Origin of the sequence: Streptomyces sp. NPDC014891 (assembly GCF_043081085.1) — a bacterium.
Lineage (GTDB): Bacteria > Actinomycetota > Actinomycetes > Streptomycetales > Streptomycetaceae > Streptomyces.
Map to the genome: position 1 here is coordinate 104,488 of NZ_JBIBWF010000009.1, position 18,717 is coordinate 123,204.

The 18,717-nt window shown below is 71.8% G+C and carries 16 protein-coding genes; 10 read left to right on the top strand and 6 right to left on the bottom strand.

What is annotated here, in order from left to right; genetic code table 11:
* From ACF09E_RS25085 to ACF09E_RS25100, 4 genes are all read left to right on the top strand, one after another.
* Nucleotides 1-720, top strand: coding sequence for a YggS family pyridoxal phosphate-dependent enzyme (locus tag ACF09E_RS25085; RefSeq protein ID WP_392207225.1), 720 nt, complete (start codon nt 1-3; stop codon nt 718-720).
* Between the two features lie 139 nt (nt 721-859).
* Nucleotides 860-1,483, top strand: a complete 624-nt coding sequence (locus ACF09E_RS25090) for a cell division protein SepF (RefSeq protein WP_030314526.1) — start codon at nt 860-862, stop codon at nt 1,481-1,483.
* Between the two features lie 81 nt (nt 1,484-1,564).
* On the top strand, nt 1,565-1,855 hold the full coding sequence (locus ACF09E_RS25095) for a YggT family protein (protein ID WP_392207227.1): 291 nt from the start codon (nt 1,565-1,567) through the stop codon (nt 1,853-1,855).
* Nucleotides 1,856-1,910: 55 nt separating this feature from the next.
* Nucleotides 1,911-3,020 (top strand): DivIVA domain-containing protein, encoded by a 1,110-nt coding sequence (locus tag ACF09E_RS25100; RefSeq protein WP_361853925.1) that lies wholly within the window; start codon nt 1,911-1,913, stop codon nt 3,018-3,020.
* A gap of 299 nt (nt 3,021-3,319) precedes the next feature.
* On the opposite strand, the gene ileS is transcribed toward ACF09E_RS25100, so the two are convergent.
* Nucleotides 3,320-6,463 carry an isoleucine--tRNA ligase gene (gene ileS / locus ACF09E_RS25105; protein ID WP_392207229.1) on the bottom strand — a complete coding sequence of 1,048 codons (3,144 nt, stop codon included), beginning with the start codon at nt 6,461-6,463 and terminating at the stop codon, nt 3,320-3,322.
* A gap of 541 nt (nt 6,464-7,004) precedes the next feature.
* Between ileS and ACF09E_RS25110 the strand changes: the two genes are divergently transcribed.
* From ACF09E_RS25110 to ACF09E_RS25135, 6 genes are all read left to right on the top strand, one after another.
* Nucleotides 7,005-7,796 carry a TraR/DksA family transcriptional regulator gene (locus tag ACF09E_RS25110; protein ID WP_392207231.1) on the top strand — a complete coding sequence of 264 codons (792 nt, stop codon included), beginning with the start codon at nt 7,005-7,007 and terminating at the stop codon, nt 7,794-7,796.
* Between the two features lie 297 nt (nt 7,797-8,093).
* Nucleotides 8,094-8,690 (top strand): signal peptidase II, encoded by a 597-nt coding sequence (lspA, locus tag ACF09E_RS25115; RefSeq protein WP_392207233.1) that lies wholly within the window; start codon nt 8,094-8,096, stop codon nt 8,688-8,690.
* Between the two features lie 51 nt (nt 8,691-8,741).
* On the top strand, nt 8,742-9,683 hold the full coding sequence (locus ACF09E_RS25120; protein ID WP_361859937.1) for an RluA family pseudouridine synthase: 942 nt from the start codon (nt 8,742-8,744) through the stop codon (nt 9,681-9,683).
* A complete protein-coding gene (locus ACF09E_RS25125; RefSeq protein WP_392207235.1) occupies nt 9,680-10,147 on the top strand; it encodes a GNAT family N-acetyltransferase in 468 nt (155 codons plus the stop codon). The genes ACF09E_RS25120 and ACF09E_RS25125 overlap by 4 nt, the downstream gene beginning before the upstream one ends.
* Nucleotides 10,148-10,262: 115 nt before the next feature.
* Nucleotides 10,263-11,849 carry a Na+/H+ antiporter gene (locus ACF09E_RS25130; RefSeq protein ID WP_392207237.1) on the top strand — a complete coding sequence of 529 codons (1,587 nt, stop codon included), beginning with the start codon at nt 10,263-10,265 and terminating at the stop codon, nt 11,847-11,849.
* Between the two features lie 110 nt (nt 11,850-11,959).
* Entirely contained in the window at nt 11,960-12,529 is a 570-nt protein-coding gene (locus tag ACF09E_RS25135) for a dienelactone hydrolase family protein (RefSeq protein ID WP_392207239.1), read from the top strand.
* A 66-nt stretch (nt 12,530-12,595) separates the two neighbouring features.
* Here ACF09E_RS25135 and ACF09E_RS25140 read toward each other — a convergent pair whose 3' ends face one another.
* The 5 genes from ACF09E_RS25140 to ACF09E_RS25160 form a co-directional block, all read right to left on the bottom strand.
* Entirely contained in the window at nt 12,596-13,600 is a 1,005-nt protein-coding gene (locus tag ACF09E_RS25140) for a zinc metalloprotease (RefSeq protein WP_392207241.1), read from the bottom strand.
* A gap of 306 nt (nt 13,601-13,906) precedes the next feature.
* On the bottom strand, nt 13,907-15,556 hold the full coding sequence (locus ACF09E_RS25145) for an alkaline phosphatase D family protein (protein ID WP_392207243.1): 1,650 nt from the start codon (nt 15,554-15,556) through the stop codon (nt 13,907-13,909).
* A gap of 168 nt (nt 15,557-15,724) precedes the next feature.
* On the bottom strand, nt 15,725-16,540 hold the full coding sequence (locus ACF09E_RS25150) for a DsbA family protein (protein WP_392207245.1): 816 nt from the start codon (nt 16,538-16,540) through the stop codon (nt 15,725-15,727).
* A gap of 61 nt (nt 16,541-16,601) precedes the next feature.
* Nucleotides 16,602-17,288, bottom strand: coding sequence for a hypothetical protein (locus ACF09E_RS25155; protein ID WP_392207615.1), 687 nt, complete (start codon nt 17,286-17,288; stop codon nt 16,602-16,604).
* 60 nt (nt 17,289-17,348) lie between these two features.
* Nucleotides 17,349-18,698: a DUF2252 domain-containing protein gene (locus ACF09E_RS25160; RefSeq protein WP_392207247.1), complete on the bottom strand. Its 1,350-nt coding sequence runs from the start codon at nt 18,696-18,698 to the stop codon at nt 17,349-17,351.
* Between the last annotated feature and the right edge of the window lie 19 nt (nt 18,699-18,717).

Here is an 18,717-nt window from a genome sequence, read left to right on the forward strand (position 1 = left end):
ATGACGGACCGCACGTCGGAACTCGCCGAGAACCTGGCCCGGGTGGAGGCGCGCATCGCAGCCGCCTGCGCCGCGGCCGGGCGCCCGCGGGAGGAGGTGACGCTCATCGTGGTCACCAAGACCTATCCCGCGAGCGACGTGAGAATCCTCCACGGACTGGGCGTACGGCACGTCGCCGAGAACCGGGACCAGGACGCGGCCCCGAAGGCGGCGGCCTGTGCCGACCTTGACCTGACCTGGCACTTCGTGGGTCAGTTGCAGACCAACAAGGTCCGATCGGTGGTGGGTTATGCCGATGTGGTGCAGTCCGTCGACCGCTCGAAGCTCGTCTCCTCGCTCTCCGCGGCCGCGGAGAGGGAGGGCCGGGAGATCGGCTGCCTCCTCCAGGTCGCGCTCGACGCCGAGTCCGGCGCACGGGGCGACCGCGGGGGTGTCGCGCCCGACGGGATCGAGGAGTTGGCGGCCGCCGTGGACGCCGCCCCGGGCCTGCGGCTCGACGGCCTCATGACCGTGGCGCCGCTCGCCGGTCCGTACGCGGGGCGGCAACGCGCCGCCTTCGACCGGCTGATGGATTTGTCGACTGCCCTGCGCGCGACCCGTCCGGCTGCGAACATGGTGTCAGCAGGGATGAGTGCGGACCTCGAGGAGGCCGTCGCTGCCGGGGCGACACACGTACGCGTCGGTACGGCGGTACTCGGAGTCCGCCCGAAGCTCGGGTAACGTCGCGAAGCAAGTCGGACCACAGCAGAAAATATGGTCATTCCGCGGAACAGCGGGACGACCCGTGGATCGCGGGCACTCGGTGACGCTGCGACATGGGCCAGCATGGCGATCCACCACAGAGCGGAGGACTCAGAGAATGGCCGGCGCGATGCGCAAGATGGCGGTCTACCTCGGCCTCGTGGAGGACGATGGGTACGACGGCCGGGGCTTCGACCCCGACGACGACTTCGAACCCGAGCTGGAGCCGGAGCCCGAGCGCGACCGGCGCCACATCGCGCCCCCGCGACAGGTGGAGCGTGAGGAACCGGTACGGGTGGTACAGCCCCCGGCCCCCCGTGAGCCGATGTCCCATTCTGTCCCCGTACTCGCCGAAAGCGGACGTCCGGCTCGAATCGCCCCCGTGGCATCCATCACACCCGAACGTCCCAGCATGGAGAAGAACGCACCCGTGATCATGCCCAAGGTCGTGTCCGAGCGGGAGCCCTACCGCATCACCACGCTGCACCCCCGGACCTACAACGAGGCCCGTACCATCGGGGAACACTTCCGTGAGGGCACTCCGGTGATCATGAACCTCACGGAGATGGACGACACGGACGCGAAGCGACTTGTCGACTTTGCCGCCGGACTCGTCTTCGGGCTCCATGGCAGCATTGAGCGCGTGACGCAGAAGGTGTTCCTGTTGTCGCCTGCTAACGTCGATGTCACGGCGGAGGACAAGGCCCGGATCGCAGAGGGCGGATTCTTCAACCAGAGCTGAGAACACGAGAACCGGACGGACCGGTCGCGACGCGGCCGGAACAAGTGAGAGCACGTAAGTCAGGGGAGAGGGAAACGCGGGATGGGCGTCGCACTACAGGTGGTCTACATCGTGCTGATGTGCTTCCTCGTCCTCCTCATCGTCCGACTTGTCATGGACTACGTCTTCCAGTTCGCCCGTTCATGGCAACCCGGTAAGGCGATGGTGGTCGTCCTTGAGGCCACCTACACTGTCACCGATCCACCGCTCAAGCTTCTGCGGCGACTCATCCCGCCGCTGCGTCTCGGGGGCGTGGCACTCGACCTGTCCTTCTTCGTTCTGATGATCATCGTCTACATCCTGATCTCCGTCGTGAGCAACTTCGCGAGGTGAATGTGGACGATACGGTCTTGCCGACTGCCGACGACTACGTAGAGGTGAAGAAGAGATGCCGCTGACCCCCGAGGACGTGCGGAACAAGCAGTTCACGACCGTCCGCCTCCGAGAAGGCTATGACGAGGACGAGGTCGATGCCTTCCTCGACGAGGTCGAGGCCGAGCTGACCCGCCTGCTCCGCGAGAACGAGGACCTGCGCGCCAAGCTGGCCGCCGCGACGCGTGCCGCCGCGCAGAACCAGCAGCAGCAGGGCATGCGCAAGCCCCCGGAGCAGCAGGATCGTCCCGTCGGTCCCGGCGCGCCCGTGCCCGCCGCCATATCCGGACCGCCGGTCCAGCAGCAGCCGCCGCAGATGGGCCCGCCGCAGCTTCCGTCCGGTGCCCCGCAGCTTCCGGCCGGCCCCATGCAGGGTGGCCCGATGCAGGGCGGCCCCATGCAGGGCGGTCCGATGCAGGGCGGCCCGATGGGTCCCGGCCCGATGCAGGGCGGCCCCATGGGGCACCCGCAGCAGCAGCAGATGCAGCAGCAGATGCCGCCGCAGATGCAGCAGCCGCAGCAGGGCCCCGGTGGCGACAGCGCCGCGCGTGTCCTCTCGCTGGCCCAGCAGACCGCCGACCAGGCGATCGCCGAGGCCCGCTCCGAGGCCAACAAGATCGTCGGCGAGGCGCGTTCGCGCGCCGAGGGCCTGGAGCGGGACGCCCGCGCCAAGGCGGACGCTCTCGAGCGGGACGCGCAGGAGAAGCACCGCGTCGCGATGGGCTCCCTGGAGTCCGCCCGCGCCACGCTGGAGCGCAAGGTCGAGGACCTGCGCGGCTTCGAGCGCGAGTACCGCACGCGTCTGAAGTCGTACCTGGAGTCGCAGCTGCGTCAGCTGGAGACCCAGGCCGACGACTCGCTCGCTCCGCCGCGCACCCCGGCCACGGCCTCGCTGCCGCCGGCCCCGTCGATGGCCTCGGCCGGCGCCGGTGCGCCGTCCTACGGCGGCAACGGCGCGATGGGTGGGGGTCCGTCCATGGGCGGCGCCCCGTCCTACGGCGGCCAGCAGCAGATGTCGCCGGCGATGACCCAGCCGATGGCTCCGGTCCGTCCGCAGGCTCCGCAGCCGATGCAGCAGGCGCCGGCGCCGATGCGTGGCTTCCTGATCGACGAGGACGACAACTGACGGCGGGTCGTCGCGCGATGAGCGCGTAGCCGTCGGCAGGCTGAAGGGCCGGGCCCCGGGAAACCGGGGCCCGGCCCTTTGCCGTGCGCCGGGTGCGTGCTGCGCGGGCGCAGACCGCGCCGAGCCACCCCGTGTGGGCCATCGTCCCGCTGGGGCGTGGGGGCCCCGGGCGCGGTCTGGGGGAAGGAACGCATGCCCGCAACGAGAGGGCGGGCGTCGTCCGTTGTGCCCAGGAGGCCGCCGCCTGGGAACGGGGAAGGGCCCGGCTCCCGAACGGGAGCCGGGCCCTTCCGGGTGGGTCAGGCCTTGCGGAGGCGGAACGTGAGGCCGAGGGACTCGTCCGTGAAGGCGGGGCCGTACGTCGCGTCCGCCTCGCCCTCCGCGTGGTCCGTCGCCAGGACCTCGTCCGCGATCAGGCCCGCGTGGGCCGCCAGGGCCTCCGCCGTCTCCGGGGACGTCGCGGTCCAGCGCAGCGCGATGCGGTCCGCCACATCGAGCCCGCTGTTCTTGCGCGCCTCCTGGATCAGCCGGATCGCGTCACGCGCCAGCCCCGCCTTGCGGAGCTCCGGGGTGATCTCCAGGTCCAGCGCGACCGTCGCGCCCGCGTCCGAGGCCACCGACCAGCCCTCGCGGGGGGTCTCCGTGATGATGACCTCCTCGGGGGTGACGGTGATCTCCTCGCCGTTCACCGAGAGGGTCGCCTCGCCCGAGCGGAGGGCCAGCGAGAGCGCCGCCGCGTCCGCCGCCGCCACGGCCTTGGCCACGTCCTGGACGCCCTTGCCGAACCGCTTGCCCAGGGCCCGGAAGTTGGCCTTGGCCGTCGTGTCGACGAGCGAGCCGCCGACGTCCGACAGGGAGGCCAGGGAGCTGACGTTCAGCTCCTCCGTGATCTGGGCCTGGAGGTCCGTGGAGAGGGCCGAGAAGCCCGTCGCCGCCACCAGGGCCCGGGAGAGCGGCTGGCGGGTCTTCACGCCCGACTCCGCGCGCGTCGCCCGGCCCAGCTCGACCAGGCGCCGGACGAGCAGCATCTGCTCGGAGAGCGTCCGGTCGATCTGTGCCGTGTCCGCCTCCGGCCACGTCGCCAGGTGCACCGACTCCGGGGCGTCCGGCGACACCGGCACCACGAGGTCCTGCCAGACCCGCTCCGTGATGAACGGGGTCAGCGGGGCCATCAGCCGGGTGACGGTCTCCACCACGTCGTGGAGGGTGCGGAGGGCCGCCTTGTCGCCCTGCCAGAAGCGGCGGCGGGACCGGCGCACGTACCAGTTGGAGAGGTCGTCCACGAAGGCGGAGATCAGCTTGCCGGTGCGCTGGGTGTCGTACGACTCCATCGCCTCGGTGGTCTCGGCGACCAGCGTGTTCAGCTCGGAGAGCAGCCACCGGTCGAGGACCGTGCGGTCGGCCGGGGCCGGGTCCGCCGCGCTCGGCGCCCAGCCCGAGGTACGGGCGTACAGCGCCTGGAAGGCCACCGTGTTCCAGTACGTCAGGAGGGTCTTGCGGACGACCTCCTGGATCGTGCCGTGGCCCACCCGGCGGGCCGCCCACGGCGAGCCGCCGGCCGCCATGAACCAGCGGACGGCGTCGGCGCCGTGCTGGTCCATCAGCGGGATCGGCTGGAGGATGTTCCCCAGGTGCTTGGACATCTTGCGGCCGTCCTCGGCGAGGATGTGGCCCAGGCAGACCACGTTCTCGTAGGACGACTTGTCGAAGACGAGGGTGCCGACGGCCATCAGCGTGTAGAACCAGCCGCGGGTCTGGTCGATCGCCTCGGAGATGAACTGCGCCGGGTAGCGGGACTCGAAGAGCTCCTTGTTCTCGTACGGGTAGCCGTACTGCGCGAACGGCATCGAGCCCGAGTCGTACCAGGCGTCGATGACCTCGGGGACGCGCGTGGCCTCCAGCGAGCAGCCCTCGGCGGGGCAGCCGAACGTCACCGCGTCGATGTACGGGCGGTGCGGGTCGAGCTGCGACTGGTCGGTGCCCGTCAGCTCGGTCAGCTCGGCGCGGGAGCCCACGCACGTCAGGTGGCCCTCCTCGCAGCGCCAGATCGGCAGCGGGGTGCCCCAGTAGCGGTTCCGGGAGAGCGCCCAGTCGACGTTGTTCGTCAGCCAGTCGCCGAAGCGGCCGTGCTTGACCGAGTCGGGGAACCAGTTCGTCCGCTCGTTCTCCGCGAGCATGCGGTCCTTGACCGCGGTGGTGCGGATGTACCAGGACGGCTGCGCGTAGTAGAGCAGCGCCGTGTGGCAGCGCCAGCAGTGCGGGTAGCTGTGCTCGTACGCGATGTGCTTGAAGAGCAGGCCGCGCGCGTCCAGGTCGGCGGTGAGCGCCTCGTCGGCCTTCTTGAAGAAGACGCCGCCGACCAGCGGCACGTCCTCCTCGAAGGTGCCGTCGGGGCGGACCGGGTTCACGACCGGGAGGCCGTACGCCTTGCAGACCTTGAGGTCGTCCTCGCCGAAGGCGGGGGACTGGTGGACCAGACCCGTGCCGTCCTCGGTCGTCACGTACTCGGCGTTGACGACGTAGTGCGCCTCGGCCGGGAAGTCGATCAGCTCGAAGGGGCGCCGGTAGGTCCAGCGCTCCATCTCGGCGCCCGTGAAGGACTCGCCCGTGGTGACCCAGCCCTCGCCGAGGGCCTTCTCGACCAGCGGCTGGGCGACGACGACCCGCTCGTCGCCGTCGGTGGCGACGACGTAGGTGACCTCCGGGTGGGCGGCGACCGCGGTGTTGGACACCAGGGTCCAGGGGGTCGTCGTCCAGACCAGGAGGGCCGCCTTGCCGGCCAGCGGACCGGAGGTCAGCGGGAAGCGGACGTAGACCGAGGGGTCGACGACCGTCTCGTAGCCCTGGGCCAGCTCGTGGTCGGAGAGGCCGGTGCCGCAGCGGGGGCACCAGGGCGCGACCCGGTGGTCCTGGACGAGGAGGTCCTTGTCGAAGATCTGCTTCAGCGACCACCAGACCGACTCGATGTACGAGGGGTCCATCGTGCGGTACGCGTCGTCCAGGTCGACCCAGTAGCCCATGCGGGTCGTGAGCTCGGCGAACGCGTCGGTGTGCCGGGTCACGGACTCGCGGCACTTGTCGTTGAACGCGGCGATGCCGTATTCCTCGATGTCCTTCTTGCCGGAGAAGCCGAGCTCCTTCTCGACGGCGAGCTCCACCGGGAGGCCGTGGCAGTCCCAGCCGGCCTTGCGGGCCACGTGGTAGCCGCGCATCGTCCGGAAGCGGGGGAAGACGTCCTTGAAGACCCGGGCCTCGATGTGGTGCGCGCCCGGCATGCCGTTGGCGGTCGGCGGGCCCTCGTAGAAGACCCACTCGGGGCGTCCCTCGGACTGTTCGAGGGTCTTGGCGAAGACCTTGTTGTCGTGCCAGAAATCGAGCACGGCGTGCTCCATCGCGGGCAGGTCGACCTGGGCGGGCACCTGGCGGTACTGCGGCGGTGTCATCGAGTTCCTCCGGCGGAATGTCGTCGTTCCGTCGGAGGGACGAGAGCGCTGCTCCCGCGGTACCACCCTCCTTGGCCCGGGGCACGCGGCCCTGAGCCCCCTCATTGGGGTCGCGACGCCGGGTCTAGTCACCGCGGGTGTCCCACGGCTTTCTTCCGGCGGCTCCGGGGTGATGCTTCACATCGGGCTCGCCCCCGGGCTCTCACCGTCCCCGGGTCGCTCATGGCTGCGTACGACGCTACTCGTCCCCATCCAAGCCTGTCGCCAGGACCAGTGTACGGGCCCCGGGGTGGGGCGGCCGACCGGTTTTCCCGTGACCCGAATGGCCATACGGGGCGGTCCGGACTTGGCGTGCGGCCATGTGGGGGAGGGGCGGGACGGATAACCCGGCGGCCAGCTGGGCACAACGGAGGCAGGCCCGCCCCGAGGGAAGCGGGGGCGGGTGGGAACGGCGGCGTGCCCCGTTGCCGCGGGCCTTGGGCCGATTTATCGTCCCAGCACGATTCGCGAGCAAGATCACAAAATGTGAAGGGGCCGCGACATGGTGGCGAAGAAGACCGCCGCGAAGAAGCCCTCGGCCGCCGGTTCCACCGGTTCGGCGGAGGGCGCCAAGGACGTGGCCGGGAAGAAGACGACGGTCGCGGAGCCGCCGACGGTCGCGAAGAGCACCACCGCGAAGAGGACCACCGCGAGGAAGGCCGCCGCCCGGAAGACCGCCGCGGAGAAGAGCGCCGGGGCGGACGCGGCCGCCGAGGAGACGGCCGCCCCGAAGGCCGCCGCCAGGAAGACGCCCGCCAAGAAGGCCGCGGCGAAGAAGGCGGCCGCGAAGGCGCCCGCCGCGAAGAAGCAGACAGGAGCCAGGACGGTGGCAGCGAAGAAGACCGCGGTTGGCGTCACGACCGCCGGGGACGAGGCCGCCGTGCCTCCCGCCCGGACCGGCGAGCTCGCGGTGCGTCCCGGGGAGGACCCCTGGACCCCGGCGGAGGTCGCCGAGGCCCGCAACGAACTCCAGTCCGAGGTCCTCCGCCTCCGCAGCGAGCTCGCGCACTCCCAGGAGGAGCTCACCGGACTCATGCGGGACTCCGGCGACGGCGCCGGGGACGACCAGGCCGACACCGGCACCAAGAACATCACCCGCGAGCACGAGCTCGCCCTGGCCGCCAACGCCCGGGAGATGCTGGAGCAGACCGAGCACGCCCTGGAACGGCTCGACGCGGGCACGTACGGCCTCTGTGAGGTGTGCGGGAAGCCCATCGGCAAGGCCAGGATGCAGGCCTTCCCCCGCGCCACGCTCTGCGTCGAGGACAAGCAGCGCCAGGAGCGGCGCGGCTGACACGGGTGCCGCCGGCCCTTCCCGGGGCGTAGCCGGCGCCTTCACGGGCGTGGCCGCGTCCCGGCCCGGGACCGGCGGCGGTGCGGCCGGGGACCGGTCGCGGTGCGGCCCGGGGCCGGGGTCTCGCCGGCCCGGGGTGGGTGCGGCGCGCCCGGGCCGTCCGCGCGGAGCCCCCGTCCCGGCCCGCGGGAAGGGCGGAGCCGCGGCGCGCGGCCGGTGATCTCGGCTGCCGGTCTCGTACGCCTGTGCCGTACCCTCGGTGCACGGTCAGGCATCGAGGTTGAGGGACTCACTCACGTGGCAGAGGCGGAGCGCATCATCGGTACGCCGGATTCAGCAGGGGCCGAGGAGCCGGCCGCCTCCGACGCGACGCCGGCCGACGGCACGGCCGCGCCCGAGCGCCCGAGGGGCAGGCGCCGGATCCTCGCGCTGTTCGTCGTCGCCGTCCTCGCCTACCTGCTCGACCTGGGCAGCAAGATGCTGGTGGTCGCCGAGCTGGAGGGCCGCGAGCCGATCCGGGTGATCGGCGACTGGCTGCGCTTCGACGCCATCCGGAACCCGGGTGCCGCCTTCGGCATGGGCGAGGCCTTCACGATCATCTTCACCTGCATCGCCGCCGCCGTGATCGTCGTGATCATCCGGCTGGCGCGCAAGCTCTACAGCCTGCCCTGGGCCATCGCCCTCGGCCTGCTGCTCGGCGGGGCGCTGGGCAACCTCACGGACCGGATCTTCCGCTCCCCGGGCGTCTTCGAGGGCGCGGTCGTCGACTTCATCGCCCCGGCCCACTTCGCCGTCTTCAACCTCGCCGACTCGGCGATCGTCTGCGGCGGCATCCTCATCGTGATCCTGTCGTTCCGGGGCCTCGACCCCGACGGCACCGTCCACAAGGACTGAGCGGACCCCGGGGCGCGACCCGAGCGCCCCGGGGCAAGGCATACTCGACGGGTGAGCACGAGTCCCGAGATCCGCACGCTGCCCGTTCCCGATGGCCTGGAGGGCGAGCGCGTCGACGCCGCCATCGCCCGCATGTTCGGGTTCTCCCGCACGAAGGCGGCCGAGCTGGCCGCCGAAGGGAAGGTCCAGGTCGACGGCTCCGTCGTCGGCAAGTCCGAGCGGGTGAGCGGCGGGGCGTGGCTCGAGGTCGAGATGCCGGGGGCGGCCGCGCCCGTGCAGATCGTCGCCGAGCCCGTCGAGGGCATGGAGATCGTCCACGACGACGACGACATCGTCGTGATCATGAAGCCGATCGGCGTGGCCGCGCACCCCAGCCCCGGCTGGACCGGCACCACGGTCATCGGCGGCCTCGCCGCCGCCGGTTACCGCATCTCCACCTCGGGCGCCGCCGAGCGCCAGGGCATCGTGCACCGCCTCGACGTCGGCACCTCGGGTCTGATGGTGGTCGCCAAGTCGGAGTACGCGTACACCTCGCTCAAGCGCCAGTTCAAGGAGCGCACGGTCGACAAGCGCTATCACGCGCTGGTCCAGGGCCACCCGGACCCGATGAGCGGCACCATCGACGCCCCCATCGGCCGGCACCCGAACCACGACTACAAGTGGGCCGTGACCGCCGACGGCAAGCCGTCCGTGACGCACTACGACCTGATCGAGGCGTACCGCTCGGCCTCGCTGCTCGACATCAAGCTGGAGACGGGCCGCACCCACCAGATCCGGGTGCACATGTCCGCCCACCGCCACCCCTGCGTCGGTGACCTCACCTACGGCGCCGACCCGACGATCGCCAAGCGACTCGGTCTGACCCGGCAGTGGCTGCACGCCGTCCGGCTGGGCTTCGAGCACCCGGGCGACGGCTCGTGGGTCGAGTTCGCCAGCACGTACCCCGAGGACCTCCAGCGGGCCCTGGACCGCATCGCGGCGGAGAGCCGGTGAGCGCCGCGTACAGCGTCCGCGTGGCGCGCGCCGCCGAGGACCGGGAGGCCTGCTTCGCGGTCCGCCGCGAGGTCTTCGTGGTGGAGCAGGGCGTGCCGCAGGAGCTGGAGTACGACACGTACGACGCGACCGCGGTGCACGTGCTCGCGGTGCGCGAGGACGGGCTGCCGCTGGGCACCGGCCGGCTGCTGCACGGCGCGGACGCGGTCGGCAAGACCGGTGCCGACGCCTCGGTGGGCTCGCTGGGCCGGCTCGCGGTGTCCGAGGCCGCGCGCGGCCTCGGCGTCGGCGCGGCGCTCGTGCGGGGCATCGAGGAGGCGGCGCGCGAGCGGGGGCTGACCGCGGTCGACCTGCACGCGCAGACCCATGCGCTCGGCTTCTACGAGCGGCTCGGCTACGTGGCGTACGGCCCCGAGTTCCCGGACGCGGACATGCCGCACCGGGCCATGCGCAGGGTTCTGTAGGCCGGAGGCGCAACCGGGGGCCGGCCGGGCTCCGTGTCCGTCTTCCGGGCCCCGTCGGGACGGCTGGGCGGGGGGCAGTCGCCGTGAAAACGGACATACGTGACAGGGTGTGTCCGTGGATCAATTGGCCCTGTTGTTCTTGCTGCTGCTCGGCGCGCTCCTCACGGTCCCGCTCGGTGAGCGGCTCGGACTGCCCGCGCCCGTCCTGATGACCCTCATCGGGATCGGGCTCGCGGTCCTGCCGTTCGTGCCGAACGTCGAGATCCCGCCGGAGTTCATCCTCCCGCTGGTGCTGCCGCCGCTGCTCTACGCCTCGGTGCAGCGGACCTCCTGGCGCCAGTTCGCGGCCAACAGGCGGCCGATCTTCCTGCTCGCCGTCGCCCTCGTCTTCGTCACCACGGCCGCCGTCGGAGCCGTCGCGCACATGCTGGTGCCCGGGCTTCCGCTGGCCGCGGCGATCGCGCTCGGCGCCCTCGTCGCTCCGCCCGACCCGGTCGCGGCGACCGCCGTGGCGGGCTCGCTGGGACTGCCGCGGCGCCTGGTGTCGATCCTGGAGGGCGAGGGGCTCTTCAACGACGTCACCGCGATCGTGCTCTACCACGTGGCGATCGCCGCCGTCGTCAGCGGCTCGTTCTCCTGGCCCGACGCCCTGGGCGAGTTCGCCCTCTCCGCGGTGGTCGCCGTGGTCGTCGGCCTGGGCCTCGGCTGGCTCGCCAACAAGCTGATCGGGCTGCTCGGCGACGCCACGCTCCAGACCGGGCTCACCCTCCTCGTGCCCTTCGTGAGCTATGTGCTCGCCGAGGAACTGCACGGCTCCGGCGTCCTCGCCGTGCTCGTCACCGCGCTCTTCCTCGCGGAGCACGCGGCCGACGCCGACGACGTGATGGGCCGGCTCGCCGGGCAGACCTTCTGGCAGGTCGTCGACACCCTCGTCACCGGCATCGCCTTCGGCCTCATCGGCCTCGAACTCGTGCACGTCTTCGGGGTGGCCGAGGGGCGCGGATGGCAGATGCTCGGCTGGGGCGCCGCCGTCGTCGGGGTGGTCGTGGGCGTCCGGCTGCTGTGGCTGCTCCCGGCGACCTGGCTGGCGAAGCGGCTGCACACCCGCCGGGACGTCGACGAGGAGATCCCGACCAGCTGGCGCGAGACCATCGTCATGTGGTGGGCGGGGATGCGGGGAGTGGCCTCGGTGGCGCTGGCGCTCGCCATTCCGCTCCGCACCGAGGACGGCGCTCCCTTCCCCGGCCGCGACGAGATCGTCTTCATCGCCTTCTGCGTGATCATCGCCACACTCGTCGTCCAGGGTCTCAGCCTGCCCTGGCTGGTGAAGCGGCTCGGCGTCCGGGCGGACGCGGACGCCGAGCGCGTCCTGGAGCGGGATCTCGCCATCCGGGCCGCGAAGGCCGCGAAGCGCCGGCTCAAGGAGATCGAGGAGGTCGAGGAGCTGCCCGAGGAGGTCCAGGAGCGGCTGCTGCGCGGGGCCTACGACATCGGGGCGCGGATCAGCCCTGACATGGTCGACGAGGAGCGGCGGGCCGCCTTCGTCGAGCGGACGAAGCGCTTCAAGGCCGTGCAGCGGATCCAGCGGGAGCTGATGTCCGCGGCCCGGCACGAGGTGCTCTCGGCCCGCAGCGAGCCGGGCGCCGACCCGGAGGTGGTGGACCGGGTGCTGCGGCAGCTGGACGTGCGCAGCCTGCGCTGACGCGGAGTCTCGCCGGGGAACGCCTCCGGCGCGCGGCCCGTCGGGGGAAGCGGGCCGGCGCCGGCCCGTGGGCGGCCGGGGGGCGCGGAGCGGGTGGCAGGATGGGAGGCATGGACATCATGCTCTTCCACTCGGCCTACGGGCTGACCCCTTCCGTCGAGGCGGCGGCCGAGCGGCTGCGCGCCGCCGGGCACCGGGTCTGGACGCCGGATCTCTACGGGGGCAGGACGGTCGGGACCGTGGAGGAGGGCGTGCTGCTGCGGGACGAGATCGGCAAGGACGAGCTGCTGAAGCGCGCGGTCCTGGCCGCCGCCCCGTACTCCGAGCGCGGCCTGGTCTACATGGGTCTCTCCCTGGGCGCCTCGATCGCGCAGACCCTGGCGCTCGGCGACGAGAAGGCGCGCGGGCTGCTGCTCCTCCACGGCACCTCGGACCTCGCGGAGTCGGCCGCGGTGGACGAGCTGCCCGTGCAGCTGCACGTGGCCGATCCCGATCCGTTCGAGACGCACGACTGGCTGTCGTCCTGGTACCTGCAGATGCGCAGGGCGGGCGCCGACGTGGAGATCTACCGCTACCCGGGCGCGGGGCACGTGTTCACGGACCCGGAACTGCCCGACTGGGACGAGGAGTCGGCCGACCGGACGTGGTCGGTGGCACTGGCGTTCCTGGACAGCCTGTAGGACCGCGGTGAACGGGCGCGGCCCCCGGGGGAGTTCCCCCGGGGGCCGCGCCCGTGGGGGACCGGATCAGGCGCGGTACGCCGTCCAGTAGTCGTTCATCCGGGTCACCTGGCCCGCGGTGAACTGGTACATGCAGGCGTCGTAGGTGTAGTCCATGAAGTTGTGGATCGGGTCCACGCCGGCCTTGTTGGTGCAGGTGTCACGGCCGGTCGGGCACTCGTAGGCGGGGCTCTTCTCGGCCGGGGTGTCGGCCACGCCGTCGCCGCTGCCGCTGCAGCCGCCCTGGAAGGTGTGGTAAAGGCCCATCCAGTGGCCGACCTCGTGGGTGGCGGTGTCGCCCTGGTTGTAGTTGGCCGCGGAGCCGCCCGGGAGCGAGGCGTCGAGGACGACGACCCCGTCCATCCTCGGGTTCGAGGCGTACGAGGACGGGAAGGTCGCCCAGCCGAGGAGGCCGCCGCCCAGTTTGGCGGTGTAGAAGTTCAGCGCGCCCGCGCCGCCCTTGCGGAGGGTCTGCTTCATCTGCTTCTCGGCGGTGGAGCCGGAGGACAGGTTGTACCAGGACGCGTTGTCCGTGTAGTCGGTGCCGGCCAGGGTGAACTGGAAGTTGGAGTTCACGTTGCCGGTGCCCTGGCCCGCGTAGGCCGCGTTCAGGACGTTCATCTGGTTGGTGATCGCCGTGGCGGAGAGCTTGCCCGTCGTACCGGAGTGGATGACGTGGAAGTAGACGGGGATGTTCACCACGGCGGCGGCTCTGCCGGTGGCGCCGCTGAGGCGGGCCTCGGAGCGGGCCGCGGTCAGCTTCTTCCTGAAGTCGGCGTCCATGGCTGCGGCCTTGGCGGCCGTGACCTCGTTCGGCTCGGCGGCGTGGCCGTCGGCGCCGCGCGCCTTGCGGGCGCCGGACAGGGCGCCGGCGTCGTCGGCGCACTCCTCGGCGGACGCGCCGGCCAGCGTGGTGGTGGTGCCGCTCGCGACCGGGGCGGAGAGCGGGGCGATGGCCAGGGTTCCGGCCATGACGGCGGTACCCAGCATCCGGCGCGACATACGCGGGGATATGCGGACAAGAGCACGCATGGTGACTCCTCGTGGGGGGTGGGGGGAGGAACTTCCTCCGCCACGCCGGGGAGATTACGCGTCCATGTCAGACCGCGTTGAGGAGTGATCAAGCCCAATCATTCGGTGGGCAATTCGGGGCATCGGGAAGAAATTCTTGCGCCGGTTCCGGAGTTCGAGACCTCGACGTAACAGCGGAGGGGAGAGAGGCGGGTGGTGTGTCCGGATTCGATCTCCAGAACCAGCCACCCGCCGTAGCGATGTGATCTCCCGTTAACGAAAGAGATCATGGCTGAAAAGCATCGCTAGAAAGTCGCCAGGGCGACCTCAGAGGACCGGCTGGTACACCCGCTCGACGCGCTGCGTTCCGTTCCGCGTCCGGTACGAGCGCGCCCAGGCCGTCGTCGCGTGCGGATCCGCCTTGTCGGAGACCGTGTAGTAGTCCATCTGCGAGCGCTCGGCGGTCACGTCGAGCACGCCGTAGCCGTGGTGGTCCATGTCTACCCACTTCACGTGCCGGTTGGCGGCCTTGACCGCTCCGGCCGCTCCCACCGACAGCGTCCCCGGGGCCACGTGCAGGATGTCGTCCAGGTTGTCCGAGGTCACCGAGGTGACGACGAACTCGGTCGCGGCGGACGCCGAGAGGGGATACGTCGCCGCCTTCACCGGAACGTCGTTGGCCCAGGCCATGTGGATGTCGCCGGTCAGGAAGACGGTGTTGCGGATGCCGCGCGAGGTGAGGTGGCCGAGGAGCTCCCGACGGTCGTCCGTGTAGCCGTCCCACTGGTCGACGTTGACCGCGAGTCCCTCCTTGGGCAGGCCCATCAGCTCGGCGATCGGCTCCAGGAGATGGGCGGGCAGCGCGCCGAAGGCGACCGGCGAGATCATCACCGAGGTGCCGACCAGCTGCCAGGCCGCGTCGGAGGAGGCGAGCCCGGACTTCAGCCAGTCGAGCTGCGCGCGACCGGTGAGGGAGCGCTCCGGGTCGTCGACCGAACCGCTGCCGGCCTTCGCCGGGGCGGAGCGGAACGAGCGCAGGTCGAGGAGGTGCAGATCGGCCAGCCTGCCGAAGCGCAGCCGCCGGAAGACCGTGCCCTCGGTGGAGGCGCGGACCGGCATCCACTCGAAGTAGGCCTGCTTGGCGGCGGCGACCCGGGCCGCCCAGTCGCCCTCGGCGCCGGGCGTGTGGTTCTCGGCCCCGCCCTCCCAGGCGTCGTTGGCGAACTCGTGGTCGTCCCAGATGGCGACGACCGGGTGCGCCGCGTGCAGCGCCTGCAGGTCGGCGTCCGTCTTGTAGTGGCCGTGCCGGGTGCGGTAGTCGGCCAGCGTGGTGATCTCGTGGCGCGGCTCGTGCCGCCGGACGGTGTACTTCGCGTCCGGGTACGTCCCGCTGCCGTACTCGTACACGTAGTCGCCGAGGTGCAGGACCGCGTCCAGGTCGGCGCGGGCGGCGAGATGGCGGTACGCGGAGAAGTGGCCGGACTCCCAGTTGGCGCAGGAGACCACGCCGAACCGGATGCCGGGCGCCGCCGCGTCGACGGCCGGTGTGGTGCGGGTGCGGGCGGCGGGGGAGACGGCGGAGCCCGCGGTGAAGCGGAACCAGTAGGAGGTGGCCGGGCGCAGGCCGCGGACGTCCGCCTTCACCGTGTGGTCGGAGCCGGCGCTCGCCGTGGTGGTGCCGGAGGCCGCGATCCGGGTGAAGCCGCGGTCCTCGGCGACCTCCCAGGCGACCTGGACGTCGGGACCCAGGCCGGAGCCCGGCATCGCTTCGGGGACGGGGGTGACGCGCGTCCAGAGCAGGACGCCGTCGGGCAGCGGGTCGCCGGAGGCGACGCCGTGGAGGAACGCGGGTGCCCCGGGGGCCGCGTGGGCCGCGGTGGCCGCGCCGAGGACGGCGGGCACGGTGACGGCGGTGACGGCGGCGGCCTTGACGACCGTGCGCCGCGTGGGGGCGGAGGATATGAAACGACTGGTCACGGCCAGTCAGATTACTGGTGAGTACGGGAAGTGTGGAGGGACTTGAGGGAATGTTCGCCGGATGGTCGCCCCCGGGTCGCGTCCGGACCCGCCGGAACGACCTCGCCCTCCGACCCGCCGCACGGGGCGCGGGTCGGAGGGCGAGGTGGGGTCCGGCGGCGGTCCGGATCAGCCCTTGAGGGCCGCGTCGATCGCCGTGCCGAACTCGGTGGCGGTCATCGGCGGGTTGTCGGAGCCCGCCACCGTCACGGGCTTGCCGTCCATCTTCAGCGTCGGCGTGCCGGTCACCCCGCTGTCGTCGAAGGCCTTCGACATCTTCATCGCCCAGGCGTCGAACGTGCCGTCCTCGACGTTCTTCTTGAAGGCGGCGTTGCCCTTGAGCGCCGGCACCGAGTCCGCCACCTCCAGGAGGTAGGAGTCCTTGGCGAACTTGTCGTCGTTCTCCTCGGGGTGGAACTTCGCCGAGTAGAGCGCCGACTTGTACGACAGGAAGGCCTCCGGGCTCACGTCGAGGGCCGCGCCCAGCGCCGAGAGGGCGTTCTTCGAGCCCTCGCCCGTGGCCGCGTTGTCGATGAAGGTGGCACCGACGTACTTGATCTTGTACTTGCCGGCCTCGACGTCCTTCTCGACCGTGGAGCCCACGGACTGCTCGAAGGTCGCGCAGACCGGGCAGCGCGAGTCCTCGTACAGCTCCAGGGTCTTCTTCGCGGACGGCTTGCCGACGACGACGGTCGTGCCGTTCGTCCCCGAGGTGTTCTTCGGGGCGGTCACGCTGGTCGCCTTGGCCGCCGACTCCCACGCCGAGGGCTTGTTCGACTGGACCACCGCGTAGCCGATGCCGCCGGCGGCGGCCAGCACGGCCACGGCCGAGACGCCGACGACGAGCTGGCGGCGGGTCCGGTCCTTCTTCGCCTGGCGCTCGCGCTCGACGCGCAGACGCTCGCGGGCGGCGGCCTTGTTGGCCTGGTTGTTGCGTGCACTCATGATCGTGGTCTCCGTGACGGTGAGGAGGGAAGGGGGTACCGCGTGCCGGGGTGCGCTTCGCTCAGACGAGGGCGAAGCGCGGGCACGGGGGTCCCCGCCGTCCCACCGAGTGGGTCAGGAGCCGGGTGCGGGAGGGCCGGGGCCGCCCCGCGGGCCGCCCGGCGCGCCGCGGCGCCGGGCCACCGGTACGGAAGAGCGCCGCCACCACGAGCAGCGGGCGGAACGCGAGGGCCGCCACCGCGCCCACCAGGCGGGCGAGCGCCCGCTCCCCGCCCCGCAGCCAGACGGCCGCGAAGAGCCCCACGCCCGTGTGGGCCAGGAGCAGCAGCCAGGGCACCGCCGGGTCGGGCGAGTCGAGGAGCGCGGCGGCCGTGCCGCTCTCGGGGGTCGCGACACCGGGCAGCGGGGAGCCGACGGCGCCGCCGCAGAACACCTCCACGCCCACCGCGCGCAGCGATCCGGCGACCGGACCGCCGGCGGCGCCGTAACAGACGGCCTGACCGCTGGTGAAGAGCGTGTCGGCCGCCAGTTCCAGCGGGACGAGGAGCCCGGCGATCGGGCCGAGGCCCCGCTCGCGGCCGGCCAGGGCGTACGCCACGGCGAAGACGCCGACCGCGACCGGGACGACCGTCCCGAGCGGGAGCGGCACGCGCGAGAGCAGCACGTGGGACGCCACGGACAGCGTCACGACCAGTGCCGTGAAGAACGCCGCCCGCAGCGCCCTCAGCTGCGTCCCTGCCATGTCCATCGTCGTGGAGTGTGTCATGCCGGTCCGTAAGGGGCCCCTAAAGCCGGCCTGTGAACGGGCCTAGAGGCCCGGGATCCGGCCGTTGCGGAAGAGGTCGACGAAGATCTGGTGGTCGGCCCGCGCGCGGGCCCCGTAGCTGTGGGCGAAGTCCACCAGGAGCTCGGCGAAGCCCTCCTCGTCGGCGGCGATCGCCGCGTCGATGGCCCGCTCCGTGGAGAACGGCACCAGCGAGTGACCGCTGGAGTCGTCCGCCGCCGCGTGCATCGTCGCCGTCGCCCGGCCCAGGTCGGCGACCGTGGCCGCGATGTCCTGGGGGTCGTCGATGTCCGACCAGTCGAGGTCCACCGCGTAGGGCGAGACCTCCGCGACGAGCTGCCCGGCGCCGTCCAGCTCCGTCCAGCCGAGCCACGGGTCGGCGTGCGCCTGGAGCGCCCGCTGCGAGATCACCGTGCGGTGGCCCTCGTGCTGGAAGTACTCCCGCACCGCCGCGTCCGTCACATGGCGGGAGACGGCCGGGGTCTGCGCCTGCTTGAGGTAGATCACGACGTCGTTCTCCAGGGCGTCGCTGTTCCCCTCCAGCAGGATGTTGTACGAGGGGAGGCCCGCCGAGCCGATGCCGATCCCGCGCCGCCCCACCACGTCCTTGACCCGGTAGGAGTCGGGGCGGGCCAGGCTGGCCTCCGGAAGGGTCTCCAGGTAGCCGTCGAAGGCCGCCAGCACCTTGTACCGGGCGGCCGCGTCCAGCTCGATCGCACCGCCGCCCGCCGAGAAGCGGCGCTCGAAGTCGCGGATCTCCGTCATCGAGTCGAGCAGCCCGAAGCGGGTCAGGGAACGGGCGGCGCGGAGCGCCCCGAGCAGCGCGCCCTCGGCGGTGTCCAGGGTGAACGGGGGCAGGTCGTCGGTCTTCGTGCCGGTCGCCAGGGAGTGGATCCGCTCCCGGTAGGACGCCGCGCAGACCCGCACCAGCTGGGTGATCTGCTCGTCGCTCAGTGCCTTCGCGTATCCGATCAGGGCGATCGAGGCCGCGAGCCGCTTGAGGTCCCAGGTGAAGGGGCCGACGTACGCCTCGTCGAAGTCGTTGACGTTGAAGATCAGCCGGCCGTTGGCGTCCATGTACGTGCCGAAGTTCTCGGCGTGCAGGTCGCCGTGGATCCACACCCGGCCGGTCCGCTCGTCCAGGTACGGGCCGCTCTGTATGTGCCCTCCCTCACCGCCGGCGTCCTCGCTCGCCAGGTCCGCGTAGAACAGGCAGGCGGTGCCCCGGTAGAAGGCGAAGGCGGAGCCCGCCATCTTCCGGAACTTCACGCGGAAGGCGGCGGGGTCGGCGGCGAGGAGCTCGCCGAAGGCGGTGTCGAAGACGGCGAGGATGTGCTCACCGCGCTCCGCGGCGGTGGGCTGGGGGACCGACATCGAGGTGCCTCCTGGTACC

What these genes read in the sequence shown, in the direction of transcription:
- ACF09E_RS25095 (WP_392207227.1), top strand. Translation starts at nt 1,565, where the DNA reads ATGGGCGTCGCACTACAGGTGGTCTACATCGTGCTGATGTGCTTCCTC.
- ACF09E_RS25160 (WP_392207247.1), bottom strand. Translation starts at nt 18,698, where the DNA reads ATGTCGGTCCCCCAGCCCACCGCCGCGGAGCGCGGTGAGCACATCCTC.
- ileS (WP_392207229.1), bottom strand. Translation starts at nt 6,463, where the DNA reads ATGACACCGCCGCAGTACCGCCAGGTGCCCGCCCAGGTCGACCTGCCC.
- ACF09E_RS25100 (WP_361853925.1), top strand. Translation starts at nt 1,911, where the DNA reads ATGCCGCTGACCCCCGAGGACGTGCGGAACAAGCAGTTCACGACCGTC.
- ACF09E_RS25090 (WP_030314526.1), top strand. Translation starts at nt 860, where the DNA reads ATGGCCGGCGCGATGCGCAAGATGGCGGTCTACCTCGGCCTCGTGGAG.
- ACF09E_RS25155 (WP_392207615.1), bottom strand. Translation starts at nt 17,288, where the DNA reads ATGGACATGGCAGGGACGCAGCTGAGGGCGCTGCGGGCGGCGTTCTTC.
- ACF09E_RS25085 (WP_392207225.1), top strand. Translation starts at nt 1, where the DNA reads ATGACGGACCGCACGTCGGAACTCGCCGAGAACCTGGCCCGGGTGGAG.
- ACF09E_RS25140 (WP_392207241.1), bottom strand. Translation starts at nt 13,600, where the DNA reads ATGCGTGCTCTTGTCCGCATATCCCCGCGTATGTCGCGCCGGATGCTG.
- ACF09E_RS25150 (WP_392207245.1), bottom strand. Translation starts at nt 16,540, where the DNA reads ATGAGTGCACGCAACAACCAGGCCAACAAGGCCGCCGCCCGCGAGCGT.
- ACF09E_RS25110 (WP_392207231.1), top strand. Translation starts at nt 7,005, where the DNA reads ATGGTGGCGAAGAAGACCGCCGCGAAGAAGCCCTCGGCCGCCGGTTCC.
- ACF09E_RS25135 (WP_392207239.1), top strand. Translation starts at nt 11,960, where the DNA reads ATGGACATCATGCTCTTCCACTCGGCCTACGGGCTGACCCCTTCCGTC.